Origin of the sequence: Agrobacterium genomosp. 2 str. CFBP 5494 (assembly GCF_900013495.1) — a bacterium.
GTDB classification, from domain to species: Bacteria; Pseudomonadota; Alphaproteobacteria; order Rhizobiales; family Rhizobiaceae; genus Agrobacterium; species Agrobacterium pusense.
In genome coordinates this window covers 120,490-141,312 of the sequence record NZ_LT009722.1, presented here as the reverse complement: position 1 = coordinate 141,312, position 20,823 = coordinate 120,490, and the positions used below count along the sequence as shown (strand labels likewise).

Annotated in this window: 19 protein-coding genes; 7 read left to right on the top strand and 12 right to left on the bottom strand. The window is 57.0% G+C overall.

Annotated features, from left to right (window positions below):
* The first annotated feature begins 321 nt into the window (after window positions 1-321).
* The 3 genes from AGR2A_RS28620 to ribB all read left to right on the top strand — a co-directional run bounded on the left by AGR2A_RS28620 (window position 322) and on the right by ribB (window position 4,281).
* Window positions 322-1,068: an aspartate/glutamate racemase family protein gene (locus AGR2A_RS28620; protein ID WP_052820729.1), complete on the top strand. Its 747-nt coding sequence runs from the start codon at window positions 322-324 to the stop codon at window positions 1,066-1,068.
* A 411-nt stretch (window positions 1,069-1,479) separates the two neighbouring features.
* Window positions 1,480-3,102: an FAD-dependent monooxygenase gene (locus AGR2A_RS28615; RefSeq protein ID WP_052820728.1), complete on the top strand. Its 1,623-nt coding sequence runs from the start codon at window positions 1,480-1,482 to the stop codon at window positions 3,100-3,102.
* 48 nt (window positions 3,103-3,150) lie between these two features.
* Entirely contained in the window at window positions 3,151-4,281 is a 1,131-nt protein-coding gene (gene ribB, locus AGR2A_RS28610; RefSeq protein ID WP_052820778.1) for a 3,4-dihydroxy-2-butanone-4-phosphate synthase, read from the top strand.
* A gap of 399 nt (window positions 4,282-4,680) precedes the next feature.
* Here ribB and AGR2A_RS28605 read toward each other — a convergent pair whose 3' ends face one another.
* The 7 genes from AGR2A_RS28605 to AGR2A_RS28575 form a co-directional block, all read right to left on the bottom strand.
* On the bottom strand, window positions 4,681-5,328 hold the full coding sequence (locus tag AGR2A_RS28605; RefSeq protein WP_052820727.1) for a 3-oxoacid CoA-transferase subunit B: 648 nt from the start codon (window positions 5,326-5,328) through the stop codon (window positions 4,681-4,683).
* Complete coding sequence (locus AGR2A_RS28600) at window positions 5,328-6,050, bottom strand: CoA transferase subunit A (protein ID WP_052820726.1); 723 nt, start codon at window positions 6,048-6,050, stop codon at window positions 5,328-5,330. Before AGR2A_RS28600 ends, AGR2A_RS28605 begins: the two co-directional genes overlap by 1 nt.
* A 182-nt stretch (window positions 6,051-6,232) precedes the next feature.
* The gene (locus AGR2A_RS28595) at window positions 6,233-6,823 is read right to left on the bottom strand and encodes a flavin reductase family protein (RefSeq protein WP_197283347.1); all 591 of its coding nucleotides are present in this window, start codon (window positions 6,821-6,823) and stop codon (window positions 6,233-6,235) included.
* A gap of 115 nt (window positions 6,824-6,938) precedes the next feature.
* On the bottom strand, window positions 6,939-7,226 hold the full coding sequence (locus AGR2A_RS28590; protein WP_052820724.1) for a hypothetical protein: 288 nt from the start codon (window positions 7,224-7,226) through the stop codon (window positions 6,939-6,941).
* 27 nt (window positions 7,227-7,253) lie between these two features.
* On the bottom strand, window positions 7,254-7,688 hold the full coding sequence (locus AGR2A_RS28585) for an ester cyclase (RefSeq protein WP_080823926.1): 435 nt from the start codon (window positions 7,686-7,688) through the stop codon (window positions 7,254-7,256).
* Entirely contained in the window at window positions 7,685-9,001 is a 1,317-nt protein-coding gene (locus AGR2A_RS28580) for an LLM class flavin-dependent oxidoreductase (protein WP_052820722.1), read from the bottom strand. The genes AGR2A_RS28585 and AGR2A_RS28580 overlap by 4 nt, the downstream gene beginning before the upstream one ends.
* A gap of 2 nt (window positions 9,002-9,003) precedes the next feature.
* Window positions 9,004-9,834: an alpha/beta fold hydrolase gene (locus AGR2A_RS28575; RefSeq protein ID WP_052820721.1), complete on the bottom strand. Its 831-nt coding sequence runs from the start codon at window positions 9,832-9,834 to the stop codon at window positions 9,004-9,006.
* A 142-nt stretch (window positions 9,835-9,976) separates the two neighbouring features.
* Here AGR2A_RS28575 and AGR2A_RS28570 point away from each other — a divergent pair, with 142 nt between their 5' ends.
* Complete coding sequence (locus AGR2A_RS28570) at window positions 9,977-11,350, top strand: NAD(P)/FAD-dependent oxidoreductase (protein WP_167378266.1); 1,374 nt, start codon at window positions 9,977-9,979, stop codon at window positions 11,348-11,350.
* Between the two features lie 193 nt (window positions 11,351-11,543).
* On the opposite strand, the gene AGR2A_RS28565 is transcribed toward AGR2A_RS28570, so the two are convergent.
* Together AGR2A_RS28565 and AGR2A_RS28560 are read right to left on the bottom strand one after the other, a co-directional pair.
* Window positions 11,544-12,869 carry a class-II fumarase/aspartase family protein gene (locus AGR2A_RS28565; RefSeq protein WP_052820719.1) on the bottom strand — a complete coding sequence of 442 codons (1,326 nt, stop codon included), beginning with the start codon at window positions 12,867-12,869 and terminating at the stop codon, window positions 11,544-11,546.
* Window positions 12,870-12,935: 66 nt separating this feature from the next.
* Window positions 12,936-13,910 (bottom strand): Bug family tripartite tricarboxylate transporter substrate binding protein, encoded by a 975-nt coding sequence (locus AGR2A_RS28560; protein ID WP_092938429.1) that lies wholly within the window; start codon window positions 13,908-13,910, stop codon window positions 12,936-12,938.
* A 150-nt stretch (window positions 13,911-14,060) separates the two neighbouring features.
* On the opposite strand from AGR2A_RS28560, the gene AGR2A_RS28555 reads away from it, so the two are divergent.
* The 3 genes from AGR2A_RS28555 to AGR2A_RS28545 are packed head-to-tail and all read left to right on the top strand — an operon-like array spanning window position 14,061 to window position 17,163.
* Complete coding sequence (locus tag AGR2A_RS28555; protein ID WP_092938427.1) at window positions 14,061-15,164, top strand: GntR family transcriptional regulator; 1,104 nt, start codon at window positions 14,061-14,063, stop codon at window positions 15,162-15,164.
* Between the two features lie 24 nt (window positions 15,165-15,188).
* Window positions 15,189-15,650: a tripartite tricarboxylate transporter TctB family protein gene (locus AGR2A_RS28550; protein ID WP_052820717.1), complete on the top strand. Its 462-nt coding sequence runs from the start codon at window positions 15,189-15,191 to the stop codon at window positions 15,648-15,650.
* 10 nt (window positions 15,651-15,660) lie between these two features.
* The gene (locus AGR2A_RS28545; RefSeq protein ID WP_052820716.1) at window positions 15,661-17,163 is read left to right on the top strand and encodes a tripartite tricarboxylate transporter permease; all 1,503 of its coding nucleotides are present in this window, start codon (window positions 15,661-15,663) and stop codon (window positions 17,161-17,163) included.
* A 441-nt stretch (window positions 17,164-17,604) separates the two neighbouring features.
* Here the strand turns inward: AGR2A_RS28545 and AGR2A_RS28540 are convergent, their stop codons facing one another.
* The 3 genes from AGR2A_RS28540 to AGR2A_RS28530 form a co-directional block, all read right to left on the bottom strand.
* Window positions 17,605-18,720 carry a serine hydrolase domain-containing protein gene (locus AGR2A_RS28540; protein ID WP_234899597.1) on the bottom strand — a complete coding sequence of 372 codons (1,116 nt, stop codon included), beginning with the start codon at window positions 18,718-18,720 and terminating at the stop codon, window positions 17,605-17,607.
* Between the two features lie 151 nt (window positions 18,721-18,871).
* Entirely contained in the window at window positions 18,872-19,066 is a 195-nt protein-coding gene (locus AGR2A_RS28535; protein WP_052820714.1) for a hypothetical protein, read from the bottom strand.
* A complete protein-coding gene (locus AGR2A_RS28530; protein ID WP_052820713.1) occupies window positions 19,066-20,694 on the bottom strand; it encodes an FAD-dependent monooxygenase in 1,629 nt (542 codons plus the stop codon). Before AGR2A_RS28530 ends, AGR2A_RS28535 begins: the two co-directional genes overlap by 1 nt.
* Window positions 20,695-20,823 lie beyond the last annotated feature (129 nt).

Sequence of the window (20,823 nt, the reverse complement as noted above, 5' to 3'; positions counted from 1 at the left end):
CGGCCCTTGTTGATAATGTTTTCAAGGCTCTATTGAGAGTCGCCTCTTTCCAATCATCCGCAATCACCATTTATTGTGATTTCAAACCGTGTCGCACCGGCGAATTATACTTCGAGAAGGCATGCTTCCGCGTTGGCATATTTGAAAATACACGCCGGATGTAAGATCCCCGCCGATGCCATCGTCTGAAAAACAAAGTGAGGCAGGGAGATCAGTATTTTCGGCAAAAGTATTTCGCACGAGCAGGAACAGCACGCCTTCGCCGGCTCCGTCCAAGGCTGGTTGACCAGCATTTTTTGAGAGTAGTCCGGGAGCGATAGAATGAATGAACAAACAGTCTCTGCGCCCTATCGCTCGCAATCACAGGTGCGAGGAAGACCCGTATTCGGGACGACGCTCGGAATAATAATCCTTGATACGCGCTTCCGACGTTTCGCAGGGGACATCGGATTTGCAGGATCGTTTCCCTTTCCGGTTCAATATGCATTAGCAAAAGGTGTCGCGAATGGCGCCAAGATCCAGCTCGATGAGAACACGGTCCAGATTTTTCGGAAAGCTATCGACGAACTTGTCGCAATTGGCGTCGATGGTATCGCCACAAGCTGCGGATTTTTAGCGATTATGCAGCCTCAATTGCAGGCGTACAGTCCCGTTCCCATTGTGACGTCCAGCTTGCTACAAATCCCCTTGATTGAACGAATCTTGCCAAGTCAGAAGCGGGTCGGAATTCTAACCGCCGATGCAGACGCTCTCACGGAGGTTCACCTTTCAGGGGCAGGAGTGTGTGTTCCCACGGCCATTGCCGGCTTACCGGAGGACAGTACTTTCAGACTGAATATGCTTATTGGAAACACGATCATAGATCGGCATGAGCAGGAAAGGGAAGTCCTGACGGCGATCGACAAGTTGATATCGGACCATAACGATATCGGCGCAATCCTACTGGAATGCACAAATCTTGCACCATACGCTGCCACTATCGAAGCAAACTTCGGACTGCCTGTTTACGATATAATGACAATGCTTCGCTGGTTCTACTCTGGCTTGCGGCCCCGCCGTTACGAATGAGGCAGCATTCCGACAGCTCCTTCATCTTCGACACGACAGCGCACTACCTGGTGGCTCCAGCGCAGGGACCACAGAATGACGAACCGGAACGGTGGTTGCCGCTGGCTTCATGGAACGATCCAGTGTGACGACTGCGTTCGGGGGTAAAACTGCCGGTGCCAGAGCCGTTTACCAGGACCGCTGCAAGACCGAGACGCATTGTCACCAACCATTGTGATGGCAAGGCAGCCACTACCGCTACATAGTGCGAACCTGAGAAGAACCAGGTTGTCTACTTTCTATGGCCATAAGCCAGAATCGATCCGGCCGGCTCTCTCGGTGGGGTGCGTGCAGACGCATCGGCTGGGTTCAAGGTGATATTCAACGTTTCGTTGGCTGTCCGGCAATCACACAAATTTTAGAGAGATCAGGATGCAGAAGAGCTATGAAGTCGTAATTGTCGGAGGCGGCCCTGTCGGGATGATTCTCGCCTACGATCTCGGCATGCGAGGTATCAATTGCCTGGTCGTTGATGACGGTAAACCATCGCTCGCCAAGAAAGCTGGATCCTGCAACACGCGAACGATGGAATATCTTCGAGCTCTCAGTCTGTCGGACAAAGTAAAGGCAGCCGCTCCGATCCCTCCTGGCATCTCGCTTGACGTGGTATTTGCCACTGGAATGGCAGGTAAGGAACTGCACCGGTTCTCGAACTGCTTGGGATGGCAGCAAACGGATCAATCCCCGGAGAGAACGCATATGATCTCTCAAAAGACGCTGAGAGATTTGGTATGTGAGGAAACACGGCGGCGCTTCTCCCAGGTCGATTTTGCATTTGATGCGACCGGAACGCTGAAGTCACAAACCGCTGATGAGGTTACCGTCGCGGTCTCGACCAAAGACGGCGGGTCGGACGTGGTGGCTGCGCGGTTCCTGATAGGTTGTGACGGTGGTGCAAGCTCGGTGCGGAAGGCAATGGGAGGGAAACTGGAGGGAGAAGCGAGCACCGCGGGCAACCTCCGGGTTCTGTTTCACTCTCCCCAATTCTATGAAATGACAACCCTGCGCCCGGCGCAACAGAATTGGATAGTTAACGCTGAGGTGAACGCGAGCTTTAGCGGTGGCCGCGGCTTTCGTGACGATGGAGATATCATCACCGCCACCTTCTGGAACATATCTCAGGAACAGAGTCGTGAAATCCTCGCAGACCCTGCCCCATGGCTCTGGGCTGCAGCGGGTTTTGAGTTTCCGTTCTCGTTTTCGCATTCTGACTTCTGGGCGACACATAATCTTGTTGCGGATCGCTACAGGGAAGGCCGCGTTTTCATCGCCGGGGATGCCGCGCACCTCCATCCTCCGACGGGAGGTCTTGGCTTGAACACCGGAATAATGGATGCATCCAATCTTGGGTGGAAGTTGGCCGCGTATCTCAAAGGTTGGGCGGGAGAAGAACTCCTGGAGAGTTATGAGGCAGAGAGACAATCGATCGGAAAACGCGTTGTCGCCCAAGCCAACCACAATTATCGCTCTGGCTTGCCGTCCGATTTCTATGAGGTGGGACTGCTGGAGGAAAGCACTGAAGGCGAAGCTATCCGTGCACGGGTCGGTGAGCGGATCTATCAGATGAAGAATGACGAGTTTAACGCGCCAGGATTGGTTCTTGGATATACCTACGCTCCTTCGCCGGTCATTTGCGAGGATGGGACGCCCCCGGAGCCACAAACGGTGGTCGAGTTTATCCCTTCGGCCCGACCGGGCAATAGATTGCCCCATTCGGTGGACGACCACGGAACTCCAATTTACGATCGACTTTGCAGCGGCCTTTCTCTCATTGTTACCGACCCGGAATCCTTGGCAGGGGAGCAAGTCGCCCGTGAGGCGCGCGCACTCAGTATTCCGCTGAAGATTATTGAGCTTCCTGAGACAACTCGTTCGCTATACGGCGCGAAACTTCTTCTCGTGCGGCCTGACCAGCATGTCGCATGGCGGGGAGACGCGTTGCCGACCCCGCCATCGTCCATACTCACCAAAGTGGTTGGTTTGACCAGCCTCTGAAGTCGGCGTTCCGCAAGTCTTCCCTTAAGTTGAGAAGGTTCTCAGTTGATTGATGCCAAATCCACTGCTGCCGAAAGTCATGCGTATGACCAAAAGCGCATCGTCGAGGTCATTCGCGCCTTTGAAGCCGGCGAAATCGTCGTGGTCACCGATGACGACGACCGGGAGAACGAGGGCGACCTGATCGTCGCGGCCGTCCATTGCACGGCGGAAAAGATGGCGTTCATCGTGCGCCACACGTCAGGCATCGTCTGCGCCCCCATGCCGAGCGAAGAAGCCAAGCGGTTGAACCTCAACGCCATGGTGGCGGAAAATGACAGCGCGCATACGACGGCCTTTACCGTCAGCGTCGATTTCAAGCACGGCACCACGACGGGCATTTCCGCCGATGACCGCACGCTGACAGTGCGCAATCTCGCCAATCCCAATGTCGGAGCCGCCGATTTTACCCGGCCCGGCCACATCTTCCCGCTGATTGCCCGTGAAGGCGGCGTGCTGATGCGCTCCGGCCATACTGAAGCCGCCGTCGATCTCTGCAAGCTCGCGGGCCTGCCGCCGATCGGTGTCATCTGCGAACTCGTCAATGATGACGGCACCGTGACGCGCGGACCGCAGGTCACCGCCTTTGCGGAAAAACACCAGCTCAAGCAGGTGTCCGTCGCCGATCTGATTGCCTATCGCCAGCGCAAGGAAACGCTGGTGGAGATGGGATCGTCCTTCACCATCGAGACGCCCTTCGGCCCGGCCAAGGCGCATGCCTATTCGCTGCCCTGGGACCCGATGCAGCACGTCGCCATCATCTTCGGCGACATTCGCGATGGCGTCGATATTCCGGTCCGTCTGCATCTCGAAAACGTCACCCGCGACGTGTTCGGCGCGCGCCGGCCGCTTGACCGCTACATGGCGAAGATCGAGGAAGAAGGCGGCGGCGTGATCATCTACCTGCGCGAAGGTTCGGTCGGCGTCGGCCAGACGGACCATGGCTGCAAGCTGCACCAGGACCAGGAGCGCCATTCCAAAACTCAAGCCCGCGAGAGTGAATGGCTCGAAATCGGCCTAGGCGCACAAATCCTGAAAGATCTCGGCGTCACCTCGATCAAGCTGCTCACCCGCAGCGAGCGCCACTATGTCGGCCTAGAAGGGTTTGGCATCAAGATCGCCGAAACAATCAGGTGCTGATGGTTATGATTACGTTTCGAAAGCGATGATCAAGATCGCCCGACAAGCTCGATGGCGCAGTAACCCGTAATCAATGATCAAACCGGGATCGGACTGCACCTGCATCGGATCAAACGTGCGGGCTCCACCCCTATCGCCTCAGCCCGCGGCGCCAGGGAGCCCGCGCTCCCCGCTTCCGTCTCAGTGCGGATGACGCGAAAGAGGTGACAGAGCCGTTCGCTTGGTGCCCCGCGCTCACGTTGCTGCCGGCGACATACAGAACCTTTCGTACGATACCCTGTTCGGGAGTTTTGTTCTTCGGTACTGGTGCCGCATGGTTTGGGCCGAAACCGTGGCGCGCACATTGACGCGGCACAGTCAACGCGGACCCTGGCGCGGCGGGGAAAGTTCCACCGTAGGTTACGTCCGCAGTTTGATGTCGAAATCAGCTCCGGTCTTGGCCTTTATTTCCTCCACAGTGACGTCCTCAGCGAGCTCGATCAGCGTCATGCAGACCGGGCCACGCTTTTGAATTTCGAAGACACCAAGGTCAGTAATGACAAGGTCTGCTACCCGTCGGCCGGTCAGAGGCAATGTGCATTCGGTCAGAAGCTTCGGCTTTTCCTTGGCCTGGTGTTCCATCACGACGACGACCCTTTTTACCCCGGCTACGAGGTCCATCGCGCCGCCCATGCCTTTGACCATGTGGCCAGGGATCATCCAATTGGCCAGATCGCCATTGGAGGCCACCTGCATGGCTCCCAGGATCGAAAGATCAATGTGACCGCCGCGGATCATGGCAAAACTGTCGGCACTTGAGAAATAGCTTGTGACGGGCAGTTCCGTGATAGTTTGTTTGCCGGCGTTGATGAGATCGGCGTCCTCCTCACCTTCGTAAGGAAACGGACCCATTCCAAGCATTCCATTCTCGCTCTGCAGGCGCACATCAATCCCTTTGGGGATGAAGTTGGCGACGAGCGTCGGGATGCCGATGCCGAGATTGACATAGAAGCCGTCCTTGAGTTCAAGCGAAGCGCGCGCCGCCATCTGTTCACGGGTCCAGGACATCAGATTGCCGCCTCCGGTTGCGCGTTTCGCTTTCTCGTTGTGCGCTGCTCTATGTGCTTCATGGGCGTGGGCACATGAACGAGTGCGGAGACGAAGATGCCGGGCGTGTGGATGTGATCGGGATCGATCTCGCCTGCTGTGACGAGATGCTCGACCTCGGCTACCGTGACTTGTGCCGCCGTCGCCATGACCGGATTGAAATTGCGGGCAGTCTTGCGGTAGACGAGATTGCCTTCCTCGTCGCCCTTGTAGGCGTGCACAAGGGCGAGATCCGCATAAAGGGCGCGCTCCATAATGTAATGATCGCCATCGAATTCCTGAACAGGTTTTCCTTCGGCTATTTGCGTCCCGTAACCAGTCCTGGTGAAGAAGGCAGGAACGCCGGCACCACCTGCGCGAATGCGTTCTGCGAGAGTTCCTTGGGGATTAAACTCAACTTGAAGTTCTCCCGACAAATACTGCTGAGCAAAAAGCTTGTTCTCCCCGACGTAGGACGAAATCATTTTGCGGATCTGGCGTGTCTCAAGGAGAATACCAAGTCCTGTGCCATCGATGCCGGCATTGTTGGAAATGACGGTCAGATTCTGTACGCCAGACAGGCGAACGGCACCGATAAGCGCCTCCGGAATACCGCAAAGGCCGAAACCGCCAGCCATGATTGTCATGTCGTCATGCAGCAACTCCGCTAATGCCTCGACGGCGCTCGCGCGAACTTTTTCCATACTCTCCTCCCGAACAGGGGCGTTCCAGAGACGCCCTTTACGATGAATTTAACGAGCCACAACGCAAATTACGGCGCTGTATTGTTAAGGTCGTCATACAGACCAAGCAAAATGCCCGTCCGGCGAAAATTCAGCCCTGCTTTGAGATCGTCGGCGCCGCCCTGCCCGAGCCGCGCTCAAAGTCAGACCGGGACCAACTGTCCACCATCAAACAAACTGCCCCCTACGTAAATAAGGGGGGGCGTTCCCGAAAAGCTGGCGTGAGTAACCTCACCGACGAATATCGCGTGGGTGCCCGCCAGCATCCGACTGGTAACATGGAATTCAAGTTGTGCTGAGGCGCCGTCAATCAACGGCGCGCCGGTTTCACCCGGTGACCACTTCACCTGTGCGAACTTATCGATGCCAGATTTCGCAAACACTCCGACGACTTGCGCCTGGTCGTTTGCCAAGATGCTGACACCGAGCCTGTCTCCCGAGAATAGCTTTTCATAAGTGGAGGACGTAGCCTTCACACATACCATCACCATGGGCGGATCGAGGGAGACGCTGCAAAAGGCGTTCACAGCGAGTCCGAAGGGAGAACCTTCGGTAGACGTAGCCACAATGGTAACGCCCGTGGGAAAGCTCCGATGGAACCCCTTCAATGCTTCCGTCAATTCGATTTCGGCCATGTGAAATCCCTCCTGGCGACGTACAGTTCTGCTTGGAATCACCGGCTCCAGATCGCCTGCAGCGGGTGCAAAGTTTTTATCGGGAAGCTGATCTGGCATCGATGCCGCCGCACTCGATAATGCGAGCGCTGGTAATATTGTTTGGAGCCGACCTCGGAAGGCACTACAAAACGCGCCAAGTGTGGCAGCGCTGTTTCTCGAGCAGCGAACCCTGTTAGAGCGGAAACCAGACCTTGTCGGTCGGCGTCTCTGAACCCCTTAACCGCGCGAGTTCGTCGATCAGCGGGCGTGCTTCTGTAAGAAAGTTCTGAAACCCTTCTTCGCTTTCCCACTCGTCGATATCAAGGATGTCGTCTCCGTTGTGGTAGCGCTTATGACTGATCACACCGTGTTTTTTGAGGAGGGTGCCGAGCGCTTCACTCAAGTCCGGACGTGCAGTCGCAACTTCACGGATCTTCTCCACTGACGTGCCCTTGATCGAGACCACGACGGTAATACTCATCTATATGCTCCATTTGTTATTCGAAAATCAGATCGGAAAAACGCTCATGCCATGGAGAACATCGGAATTTTGCCAACTGCTCCAATCCTCGGCAATTTTCCCCCCTGAAATACGGCTAATGGTTATCCCGCTCACCCTGACCGTTCTGCCCGTCGGAGGCACATTCATAAATGTGCACTGGTGAGTGCCGTGAGATTCCCAACGATAGGCGATCTTGTCCTTATCCTCGACAACGTCGAGGATAACAGTCTTCAAATCCGGAAATGCGCGAGCCCTGTCGCGGATGACGGTGAGGAAATCATCCCGGCTTATGTCAGCCTGAGGAGAATGCCGAACGTAATCAGCGGTAAAAAAACTCTCCAGGTCGGAAACAGCGTCTTTTTCAAAAGCCGCCCAGAAACCACGTATTAGTTTCTCTGCCATCACCGCTCGTCCTCCGCATTGATCGAAATCTGGCGTCATGGTTCAAGTGGTTTCCTAAGCTCTTCAATATGCGCTGTGCGGATATCAACCACCCCCGAATCCGCGAGGCGGACGGTCGGACGCGCCAACGGCTCCTCGACCCTTGCACCGTACTCACTGGTCGTATTCCAAGCCTGCGAGTTGTTGTTATCCCAGATGGGCTTCCCACCAGGAGCACGAAACCGCGGGATGACCTCTTCCGCGAAGATCGTCATATTCTTCCGCGTGAGCCAAGCCGGGGCGGTCCAGCCATCACAGTTGACAACAAGACGCCCTGCCCCCATGGCCGAGGTCAGTTCTTCAATCTGCTCAGCAACTGTGTCGGGTGAGCCGCAAATTATAGATCGATCGGCAACGGCTTCCTCGAAAGTTGTTTCAGAAATCTCTTTGGCTCTATAGCCCCCACTCATCATCCCGCGAAGGGACTGTGAAGTGACGTGTCCCGGCGGGAATGAATCGTGGAAAGGCGAGCCAAAGGAGTTTTGAAGCATCGACATGAAATGGGCCTCAACCTCAAGCCGTGCCTGTTTGTCGGTCTCGGCCACATGAACCGTGGCGGTGGCGACGACCTGTGTCGGGTCCGCCGTATAGCCAGCCTCCTCACACATGTCACGAAATGTCTTAATGTTCCGGAGAAGCACCGGACGCGGCACGAGAATTGCCAGATACGTGTAATGGTTGTCGGCCGCGAACTTCAGTGAGTCTTTTGAACCCACGGCCGGCACCCATATTTCCGGATGCGGCTTTTGCAGCGGCTTGGGCCACAGGTTCGCATATGGGACTTTGAAGAACTTGCCATCCCATTCGAAAGGTCCTTCTTCCATGAAGGCCTTCTTCATGAGGTCATGTCCTTCTCGCAGGCGCTCACGTGCACGCGTAGGATCGATACCCAGCGCGTGATAATTTGGTCCGATACCGACCGGCATACCGAAGAAGAAGCGTCCGCGAGACAAATAATCCAGCGCAGCAACCTCCTCCGCATATCTCATGGGAGAAAGGTAGGTGTTCATGATAGGACCCACCGCCCCTACCCTGATGTTTTTGGTCCTTGCCGCCAAGGCGCTTGTCATGACGATCGACTGACCTGTCACGGCATTTGGACCACCGTGCTGCTCGAGCACGAGGAGGCCATCGAAACCGAGTTGTTCACCCAGCACCATGTTGTCCAAAAAGTCTTCGATAACTCTCTGCCCGCGGATGGGGTCGAAGTACTTGGTGGAAGTACTGATAAAGATCGATTTCGACAGTTTCTCGCGGCGTGGAATGAAGCTGTATTTACCGCCATTGTTGAGGTAGAACTCTAACTTATTCATGGTCACGCCTCGGAGTGTCGATTGACGAATTCAAGAACCAGGCTCGCTAGTGCCTCTGGCTCTTGCACATAGGGAACGTGGGATGTTGCGCGGGTCGAGCCATGTATCTTGGCGGTTTCAGCCCCCGGAATAAGACTGGCGTACTGCAACGCGACATCGGCGCTCATGATCCGGTCTTCATCAACGGTTATCACGCGGGTTGGTGTTCTTACCCGTGCCAACCGACGCTCAAGGCGAGGATCGTAGCGAGGGTTCCACATCAGCCGAGCCTGGGCGGTGAGTTCAGCATAGTCCTGCACCAGTTGCTCAACGCGTTCGTCGCCCTCGAGATATTCCGGATATGCGTGAGCCTCCCCGTTGAACACCCGCTCCAGGGCTTCTTCGCCAGTCTGCCTGAAAGGATCGTTCAGCAAGCTCCCGCGAAGTCCCGCCGGGGTTATCAATTGTAAGCTCGATAACCGACGTGAAAAGAAGACCGCGTAATGGGCAGCCATCCAGCCGCCCAACGAATGTCCGACCAAGTGGAAGCGGTCGAGGCCCAGTTCATCGAAAAACTGCTCGTAGTGCAGGTTGATGTCATCAAAATCCTCAAGCCAATCAGGCATCGGAGTGTCACCGAATCCGGGATGCTCGGGAACAATGACATCGGCGTGAGCGGCCATTGCATCATAAAAGGGCAGCCACCGCCGCGTTAGGCCCGCGCCGTGGAAATAAACAACTGGCGCGCCGCTTCCCTTACGCCGGTAGGCAACGTCGACGCCGGCAACCTTCAATTTTTCGGGTTCAGTGTAAAATGCCCAGGATCTCAATTCGCTCACCTTGCCTTCTTTCAAACGGCCTACCTTTCGCGCGGCGTACCTTTGGGTCGACTGGCGAATGAGGAGTTGTCCCAATTTATGGTTATTGGAGGTGCCCGAACATCACAGTAAACAATGACATGGCCTGATCAATTGCCGAATGCGGGGTTGGATTTATATGACACCACATCGTGGGTTACGTGTCGATGGAAGAGGACTTCCGATACTTGTCGAGCAAGCGGAAGCTTCTGATCCGCTGCCGAACTCGGCAGACGTGATCGTTGTTGGCGCGGGTATAATCGGCCTGCTGACTGCAATCGGCTTGAAGCAGGCTGGACTGCATCCGATCATCATTGAAGCAGCCAATGCCGGCTCAGGTCAATCAGGTCGCAACCTCGGGTTCATACGGGTCCAAGGTCGCGATGAGGCGGAGGTTGCTCTCATGGCCCGATCCAGTGAGCTATGGGGTGAACTTTCTCAAAAAATAGGCCCGCAGCTTTCGTTTCGAAGAAGCGGTCACGTGTCTCTGGCATCCAATGCGCGTGATGTTGACCGTGTCACTGAATGGGCCCGGGTTGGTGAGCGATTTGATGTCGATTTTCACCAGCTCAGAGGTGAAGAGCTTTACAAACTATGTCCGCATCTTTCCAAGAGCTACGTGTTCGGAGGATTTACACCACGGGACGGACAAGCCGATCCCCAAGCGGTGATGCGAAGTCTCCTCGATCACGTCGATCAGCTCGGCATAGCGCTTTTCCAGCAAACGCCCGTCACCTCAATCGCAATTAACGATAAATCTGTCAAAGGTGTGCAGACCAAACGAGGTTATGTCAAATCGAATGCGGTGCTGCTCGCCACAGGCGCCTGGACTAGCCGCTTGCTCGCCAAGGCCGGTATCGCTCTGCCCACGCACGCCGGGGTTGCCACAATGGCAGCGACACGTCCAGTCGCCCCACTGTCAGAAAGCACAATGTGGGAAGTAGGCCAGCTAGGCTTTCGACAGGACGCCGGCGGTCGCATCGTATTCGGCCTGGGTGGATATGTTGACGTCCACGTTCGGTGGGAAGATGTGCGGGGAGCAATATCAACTCTGCCTACTTTTTGGAGCAATCGTCGTGCCATGAACATAAAAATTGGTCGACCGCTCTTGGAAGACTTGACTGATGTATGGCGCGGGCGTGATCTTCGCCCATTCAAGTGGGCTGAATTTCTTCCCAATGACGGCTTTGTGAAAGCCGGCCTTGCGCGCCTGGCTCATATGATTCCATCCCTTGCATCGGAGCTTGAACTAGATGCCGTGTGGACGGGGCTGATTGATACGACGCAAGACTTTTTGCCTGCGGTGGGAACGGCAGGTGTCGAAGGCTTGCTTTTTGTCGCTGGTCTTAGTGGCCATGGCTTTGGGCTCGCTCCCGCCTTGGCCGAGGAAGTTACCGAGATCATGATAGGCAATCGGCCCGAGGATACCAAATTAGCTCACTTCGCGCCTGCACGCCTAAAGGGGTATAAGTCGATTCATGAATTGCAGAGATTGCCGCGCGAACACCGTTGAAGGATTTACCACTAGATCAAAACCAGCGCCTGATGTGTGCAGAACTGCCGTAACTGGTGTAGCGGCACCAGCCTGAAATCGGCCTCTTCTTCAGAGGCTTGCGTGGCCTCAGGCAGAATGTTCGCTTGTACTTGTACTGGGCGCCGAAACAGCCGTACTTGACTTCCATCGAACGGCGACCATGTCGCGTCACTTAGCGCGCTCCATTCAATCGCACGGTGAGAGCAGCGGATTGACCCGTATAGTCTGCGATATCGAGGGTCACCATGTCATGGCCTGCCATTTCCGGATGTTCGGCGATGGCCTGCGTAAAGGGCGTGCCCGTCATGACCGAACGCTGCGCCGCCTCATAGAGCATGTGATGAGCCTTGTGGCGGCCGAGACGATCGGATAGCTGCATCATCGCCGCCTCAGACACGATCAATCCGTTGGTGATCTCCACGTTCCGTTTCATGGCGTCAACATGAACGACGAGTCCAGCGACGAGACGCGCCAGGGTTTCGGCAACCGAGGCGCCCAGAATGGCGATTTCCGGGACCGCAACATCTGCGACATTGGTGGCGGAGGAATCCCCCTCGTCCATCCTGACCATCGAACCCAGGATCAGGGGCAGACGGGCCGAGAGCAGGCCGCAGAGGCTGATCAGCAGCAGCGCGGTGGACGGGTTGCGCTTCTGAGCCATAGTGGAACTGCCCACCTTCCCCATGTGGAAGGCTTCCTCAACCTCGCCGATCTCGGTGCGCTGCATGAAAACCACGTCCTGGGCTATCTTCTCTGCGGTTTTCGCGAGCAGTGCCATTGCGCAAAAATAATCGCTGGCGCGGTCGAAGGAGGAGCGCATCGGCAACACAGCAGGCTCGAGATCGAGAATCGTCGCCATCTCCGCTTCGACCGCCGGGCCTTTGTCACCCATCGCAGCAAAGGTGCCTATCGCGCCGCCAAGGCAGGCGACGAAGGAAGGCCGGATGCGGTCACGCAGGCGCTGCCGGTCACGACGGATCTCCTCCAACCAGCCGGTTAGCTTGAAGCCAAAGGTCATCGGCAGGGCATGCTGACCATGCGTGCGGCCCGCCTGCAGCGTATCGCGATGCGCAAGGGCGAGTTCACTGAGTGAGGTTTCGGCCGCAGAAAGCGTAGTGTCGATCAGCGCCTGCGTGCGGCGCATCTGCAAAGCCATGCTGGTGTCGAAGATGTTCTGGGTAGTGGCACCCCAGTGAATGAACCCGGCCGCTGGTTCGCCCGCGAATTCTTCCAGCTGACGCAGAACGGGTACGAAGGGATGCTGGGCGTGCGCGATGTCCCGGCTCAGTCGTTCGGTGTCGAAGTGCTCATGCCGGCAAGCTTCGGCGATGACCGGAACCATGTCCGCCGGAATGACGCCGAGATGGCCCTGCGCCTGCGCAAGCGCCGCCTCGACATCGAGCCAAGCCTGCAGGGTTTGAAGGTCGCTCCAGATTTCCTTCGCCTCTGCGCTGAACCAGTGGCGGGTGATAAACGAGTCGAACATTCCTGCAGTCATGACAAATCCAGATTTCGTATGGATGAAGAAATGCGCTCCGGACGAACCCGAAGCGCCAGGCGCGCATTATTCGATAGTAATGGCCGACTCTGTGATGATCTGCCGATAGGTATCGGCCTGGGTCTGGATGAAGCCGTTGAATTCACCCATTGACATTGGCGCCGCGGCAAACCCCGCATCGGCCAGGCGCTTCTTCACCTCATCCATCTCCAGCGACGCTGTAATCGCATCGCTGATTTTCTTGGCGCTGGCCTCATCGGTTCCCGCCTTGACGAACAACCCCTGCCATAGCGGCAGCGCCAGGCCCCTGAAACCCTCGATTTCCGTGAGGGCCGGAACATCCGGCAGAGCCTCAGCACGCTCTGCGCTGGTGACGGCCAGCACGCGGATCTTCCCGTCTTTCGCGAAGGTTAGAGCGGTCGAGGTCGTCAGGATGGCGGAGTCCAGGACGCCTGCGAGCAGGTCGTTGGAAACCTGTGTGCCGCCGCGATAAGGCGCATGCACGAGCTTGACGCCGGCGCGGTGCCCGACCATCTCGCCAACGAAGTGCTGGGCCGATCCGATGCCGGGCGAACCGTAGGTGATGGTTTCCGGGTTTTCCTTTGCTGCGGCGACGAGGTCCGCGAGCGTCTTGTAGGGCGATGCCTGCGGTACGACGATCGCCATCGACGTGATCGCAGTGCGGCCGACCGGCAGCGTTGCTTCCTTCCAGTCGATCTTGACCGACTTGTTGAGCATCGGCACGGCCACCGTATCGAACCCGCCGTAATAGAGCGTTGAGCCGTCGACCTTGCCGTTGACAAGTTTCTGCAGGGCGATCATGCCGCTGCCACCTGTCGCATTTTCGACGACGACCGAGCGGCCGAGACGCTTACTCAGCTCCGGCGCCATGACGCGCGCCGCATAGTCGGCGCTGCCGCCGGCGGAATAGCCCACGAGCAACGTGATTGGCCCGGAATCCTGCGCGCTCCCCGGGATTGGCGCGATTGCGAGAGCCGCGGCAGCAATCGCTGCACGCACAAAGTTCCTTCTGAGCATCATTTTCTCCTCCTCAGTACAATATATATTGTATTTGCCTGCTTGCTATGATAAGCCTTGGTAGGCCTTTGTCGCCCAACTTTCAAGCGTAAATGCGGTGTGCGGCGATTTTCTCTTGCCGATATGTATTGTATTGTACTAAAGGAAACCGTCATGAGTGATACTACCCGCCTACAATCCTATCTTCGTTCGGTGGCCATGACGGCAGCGCCGGGAGAGCGGGTGCCCACTGTCCGGCGGCTAATGCAGGACTTTTCGCTGAGCCAACAGAATGTCGAGCGTGCCCTCAAGGTGTTGAAAGAAGAGGGTCTCATCGCGGCGCATGTCGGTCGTGGGACATTCTTCACCGGCGGTCAGGCTGCTCCAGTGAAGGAAAGCCGCCCGGACGGCAGCAGCCGCACCCAGCGCAGTGTCATCCTGCTGAGGCGCTCGTCGAACAATCTGCGTGGGCGCGTCGTGCTGGAAGAATTGCAGCGGCGCCTGAATGACGCCGGACACATAACGCTTGAAGTCGGCTACTCCGACCCCGAACACGCCAAGCAGATCCTGCAGACACTGCCGCGCTTCGATGCCTGCGTTGTACAGAACTCGTTCGATACGATGCCGATCGACATGATTGCCGCGATCAGACGAAAGACCGATACGATCATCGTAGATGGCGCCTGGTTGGTGGGCACCGATATTGATGCTGTTGGTTTCGAATGGGGTCAGTCTGTCGAGGCTGCCATCGACCGGCTGCTCGTCAGCGGCCATGACTGCATCCATCTCATGACGACGTCCAGCTTCTTCCTTGCCAATGAAATGGGACTTCATCGCTGGCGCATCCTGAAGGATCGCGCTGACCTGCGGTCGATCTTGCAAACGGAGATCCGCATCGCGAAGCTGCCGCCCAAAGACTACGAGGAAACAGCCATCCTTGCGCTTCGCGAGGCGCTGGCTGTCGCCACTCCAGCCAAGCGTCGGGCCTTGGTCATTTGGGGAATTGAAGATGGCGCCAAGTTCCACGAGCTGCTGCGCGCGGAATCCCTGGCCATTCCTGTCGACCTCTCGGTTATTCTGCTGGGTCGCACCGACCTTGATCCGGAAGCCGGCGGCTTTTTTCACGTGATCGGATACAGCGCCGCCGACCAGGCCAATGGCGTCTATGACCGACTTATCGAACGCTGGCAGAAGCCGAACGAGCCCTTCGGTCTTCGGCTCCTGCCCATGACGGAACGTCCTGGTCCATCGCTTGGCGGCCAGCGCGCGCCACAATGATCTTTATATCAGGGAGGAAGACAAATGATGCGGATACGCGGCCAACGGGACTTTGGGATAGGAGCGATTTATTTGGCGCTCGGGCTCGCCGGGTTCATCATCGCCCGAGATTACAGTTTCGGCTCCGCTGGCCGTATGGGCCCCGGCTATTTTCCGACAATCATCTCCTCCCTGCTGATCGTTTTCGGTCTAGTCACCCTCGGCCGCGGCATATTGCGTGATGGGGCGCAGGTCGGCGACATCAACTGGAAGGGGCTGGGCCTCGTCACCCTGTCGGTTTGCGCTTTTGGCTTTCTGCTTGAGCGCGCCGGCCTTGCGATAGCACTCTCATTGCTGGTCCTGATTTCCGCAGCCGCGAGTGAACGCTTTCGCCTGGAGGGCCGCGCGATACTTGGGCTTCTGGCACTCGTCGTCTTTTGTGTTGTCGTTTTTGTTGAGGGTCTTGGCCTTCCCATGCCGATTTTTGGTGAATGGTTTAGAAACTGAGGCTGGCCTGATGGATATCTTTGCAAACCTCTGGCTCGGCCTGACCGTCGCCGGCACGATGTACAACCTTTTTTATTGCCTGGTTGGCGTTTTCCTGGGTACCGCGATCGGCGTCCTTCCGGGCCTCGGTCCGGTTGCCACCATCGCCATGCTGCTGCCGATCACCTTCGGCCTTCCACCGGAAGCGGCGCTGATCATGCTTGCCGGCATCTACTACGGTGCACAATATGGTGGTTCGACGACCGCTATTCTGGTCAACCTGCCAGGTGAGCCATCCTCCGTCGTCACAGCGCTCGATGGCTACCAGATGGCTCGTCAGGGCCATGCCGGTCGCGCCCTGTCGACAGCGGCAATCGGCTCCTTCATTGCGGGAACGATCTCGACGATCCTTATCGCGGTGTTCGCGCCGGCTCTTGCAGCGGTCGCGTTGCAGTTCGGCCCGGCAGAATATTTTTCGCTAATGGCTCTCGGCCTGATCGCCTCGATCGTCATGGCATCCGGGCCGCTGCTGCATGCGCTCGGCATGATCCTTGTGGGGCTCCTGCTGGGCATGGTTGGAACCGACGTCAACTCCGCTGTGCCGCGGTACACGTTTGATATGCCGCTTCTCTCGGACGGTCTGAATTTCGTGGTCATCGCCATGGGCGTCTTCGGGCTGGGTGAGATCATCGCCAATCTGGAAAATGAGGCCGACCGCTCGGTGATGACAAAGCGCGTGACTGGGCTGATGCCGACGAAGGAAGACTGGAAGCGCATCACTGCACCAATCCTGCGCGGCACGGCACTTGGCTCTCTGCTTGGCATCCTGCCAGGCGGTGGTGCCGCGCTTGCTTCCTTCGGTTCTTATTCACTGGAAAAGAAGCTGTCAAAGCGTCCCGAAGAGTTTGGCAAAGGCGCCATCGAGGGTGTCGCCGGTCCGGAAGCGGCCAACAATGCCGGCGCCCAGACATCCTTCATCCCGATGCTGACGCTGGGCCTGCCGTCCAACTCGGTCATGGCGCTGATGATCGGCGCGATGATCATCCAGGGAGTTCAGCCGGGTCCGTCGGTCATGACCGAACAACCGACGCTGTTTTGGGGCCTGATCGTCTCCATGTGGATCGGGAACCTGATGCTGCTCGTCCTTAACCTGCCATTGATTGGGCTCTGGGTGAGGATGATCGCCATTCCCTACCACCTGCTCTTTCCGATCATCATCGTGTTCTGCGCGATCGGGGTCTTCAGCGTCAACAACAACACGTTTGATGTCTATGCGATGGCGCTGTTCGGCGTCGTCGGCTACGTCTTTCGCAAATTTGATGCCGAACCCGCACCGATGCTGCTCGCGTTCATCCTCGGCCCGATGATGGAGGAATTCCTCCGCCGCGCCTTGCTGTTCTCGAAAGGCGATCCGAGCGTGCTCATCACCCGTCCTGTCAGCGCGGGGCTGCTGATCGTTGCGTTCGTGCTGCTTGCCGCCGTACTGCTGCCGTCAGTGCGCAAAGGACGCAAGCAAGCGTTTCAGGAGGATTAAATATAGAGCCTTGACCGCGAGGCCGGACTTGATCGAGCGTTTATGCAATTTTTGTAATTTTATAGAAATCCGAAAGAGGAACAGAAGATGTCAAAGTTGCTCCGCGTGGCGATGCACCGGACAAAGTCCCTAAATTGGGGGCATGCCTCAAGATTGAATTAATGGGGTGCCCCAAGTTATTTACAGCGCCTGCGCGATGCTACGCCGCGTCGCGCCCGGCTTGGCATGGCGGTAGCGTCGACCGGCCAGGTTCAAGCCGGAATATCTGTTGGTTTCCCGAAGCTATCACTCGATGCCGTCTTAGGTCACGTTCCGATAGCCCAAGCAAGCCCAGAATAGAGAGGAAATTTTTCACTCAACGGGGTGAGACCGCGGTAGTGGAGGTGCGCAGGACGCTGAAAACATGAGCGACGCTTGTATAAGATGTGCGTCACCACATCTTCACGGGGAAGCGACAGCGATCTCTTTTAGCAGGTCGACGAATGCGCTCGTGCGAACCCCCTTCGGGTTCTGGTTTAGATCTACGGTTTGCACGGCCACCAGCCGTTTTGACGGCACGACGGCGATAATCTGTCCACCGTAGCCGGAAGCGTAGAATGCATTCGGACCCCAAGTATCCTCCGGAAGTGTCCACCACATGTAGCCATAGCCCTGCCGTATCCGCTTTGCCCACGAATAGGCAGTCGTCGATTCCCTGACCCAAGACGCCGGGATGATCTGTTTTGCGCCCCACCTCCCATCATTCAGGAAAAGCTGGCCAAAACGCGCGGCATCGCGGGCGCTTAGCCGGATAGGATAGGCGGGATGTTCGGACAGCTTTTCGAGATCGTATCGGCCGTCCTTGACTGAGAAATCCTCCATACCAATCGGTCCAGCGATCCGGTTCGCGAAGCTCATAAAGATGTCCTCGCCGGTCTGTTGTCGGTAAATCGTCCCCAGAACGTTAAAGTCCCAGTTGTTATAGAACCAAAACGTCCCGGGTGAGTGACTTCCGCGTATGGGACGCTTGCGCTTGATATCAGCAGTCTCGTGGGCAGCAGGATGATAGATACCCGACCGCGACATCAGCAGATCACGAATTGTCGCGGTTTTCTCCTCGGCCGTAAGGCTGGGAGTATTGTCGTCAATACCAAGTTCGGAAAGGCGGGCCGAAAGATTGACCCGACCCTCGGCAACCGCACTGCCGTAAAGAGCGCTGAGCAGGCTTTTGCGAACGGATGCCATATTCACTTTCCTGGAGGTGTCGCCCCACCGCGCGACCACCCGTCCGTCCTGGACGATCATCAGCGCGGTAGGTCCGAGTGCTTTCGAGTGCAGCCGGGCTGCCTCGAGCCGCTCCGCCGACCAACCGGCGGAAATCGGATCGATGTCCTGCCACGTCTGGGCGTGGACCGTGCCTGCAACGAGAATACCAAGGACAAGCAAGAGTGCGAACCGTCGGATGGACATAGCGTCTCCCTTTCCAACCAAAGTGGAGCATCCAATAATGGTGGCTTTCCGGCAGTCGATACCGCTGGCAGCAATGTCGGACACCGTGTGTGAAATGGCGAAAACCAACGGGCCAAGTCGGCCTCCAGACCTGCCGCCCCTGTGAGTTAAACCAACGGCAAGTTCCCGGTGAACCGCCAAGCCGACCGGCAGGAAAGCGGTCGAGAGCGGGAGCAACGAACGGCGTCGTCGCGAACACTACGTCGGGCTCCTATCTTTCCTACCAGCTTTCTGCTGCCGGTATTAGGGAAGCAGCTGCGTCCGAGACACATCGCATTGCAGTCTGTTGGTTTCCCACGGCCTCAGCAAGCAGAAGCGCCAGTTTAGCCAAGTAGAGCTCGACCTGTTCCTTGCCGACCTCATCTATCTTTGTAGCGATTGCTTCATAGATGGCTTCAATTCCGTCGTTGCCCATCAGAGAGCCCCCTGCTGGCAGGTTGCAACGCAATAGGCGCCCAAAACCGTGGCCAATTTGGGTTCACGCCACCGGCCGGTGATATGTGTGTCCGGCCGTATGAGATAGACGGTTCCGTTGACCGCGCCGTAGGCCTCTGCGACCGGAGAGCAGCAGGAGAACGAAAGGATTGTGATGTCTGCATCAGGAGCGATTGCGGCATCGAGCTGCGCAGCAAGCTTCTCGTCAAAACATAGCACGGTGAAACCGTTCCCCAGTCTTTCGGACAGATATCCGTCATCGAGACGGACGTCCTGGAACGCGGATCCGGCCACCGGTCCCGCAGTGAAGTCCCCGTCATCTGAGATGATTACCTTGCTTCCATTGTAGGTGTAGGCAGTCATCTGGCGGGGATTGGCCAAGGCGCCCGCAAACGAATGGGTGAGAGCGAGTGAAAGCGCGGCATCACGCATGAGGCGCCAACCATAGGTGCCGGGAGTCATGAATCGAGCGGTCTTGGAAGCGTTGGCAAAGACGTCAAGCGTCGCGCCACGGCGTTCTGGCGAGTAGGTGTCAAGCAGTGCTGCGCCGGCTTTTTGATTGATAACCCAGCCGAGTTTCCAGCCAATATTGGCAGCGTCTGCAAGGCCGTTGTTCAGGCCGCGAACGCCAAAAATCGGCACAATGTGAGCGCTGTCGCCGACAAAAAATACCCGTCCGTCGCGGTAGTCATCGAGCGCAAGCGTGTTGGCCGAATAGATGCTCCACCACTCGAGCTCCCATGGTCCGGAATGGCCGATTTCATCAAGGACGGCCTGAACGCCTGCCCGGATGGCTTCTTCTTTGATCGCCTCTTCTGTCTCCTCATGTCCCTCAAGCTGATAGTCAATCCGCCAGATATTCTCTGGTTGCCGGTGGATAAGCACCGTTCCCCCGGGTCGGCAGCGTGGATCGAAAAGCGCTCTTCTTATTGTGGGAAAGTCGTGGTCCATCTGAACATCGGCGATGACATAGCGTCCCTCAAAGTTCTGGCCTCGGAGCCGGAGCCCTCGCTTTGCGCGGATACTACTTCGCGCCCCGTCGCAAGCAAGCACCCATTCCGCATCGACTGAATATATGCCATCTGGATCCTTGATCGTGAGACGAAGGCCATCCTCGGCATTCTCGATCTCATCCACAGAACTTTGCCAGCGGGTTTCGATCAGTGGGTTAGCCTTGATAGCCTCCCATAGGAATTGTTCGATATACTGTTGCTGGATATTGTACATCGGCCGGAACTTTTCATTTTCGCTGTCCGGCATCTTGAATTCGAGGATTTGTGTTCCTCGATAGAATGATCGCCCAGTCGTCCAGGGGAGTGCCTTTTCGACGAACGGTGCGGCGATACCGAGCCTGCCGAGAATGTAATAGCTCGGGCGGGCAACGCAAATCGCACGGCTGCCGTCATTGAACGTGGATTTGTTGTCGAAGACGACAGAGGAGACGCCCTGGCTTGCCAAGGTGAGCGCAGCGGTCATACCAACCGGTCCGGCGCCGACGATCGCCACTTTGATAACACGCTTTGCGTCACGGGCTTCTTTCCCCGGTGCATCGAAATATGGATAGTGAAAATAGAGAGACTCGGTCTCGCTGCGTCCTGCGGGTCTCACAATTACCTCCTCCTTGGCGCCGCTCGAATTATCAGATGATAGGCTGATGATGCGCGCCAGGTCTGTCCCCTGGAGTAGGTGACGAAACCCGTGGAGGTTCCCCTTTCAGCGCTCCCGATGTCTTGAGCG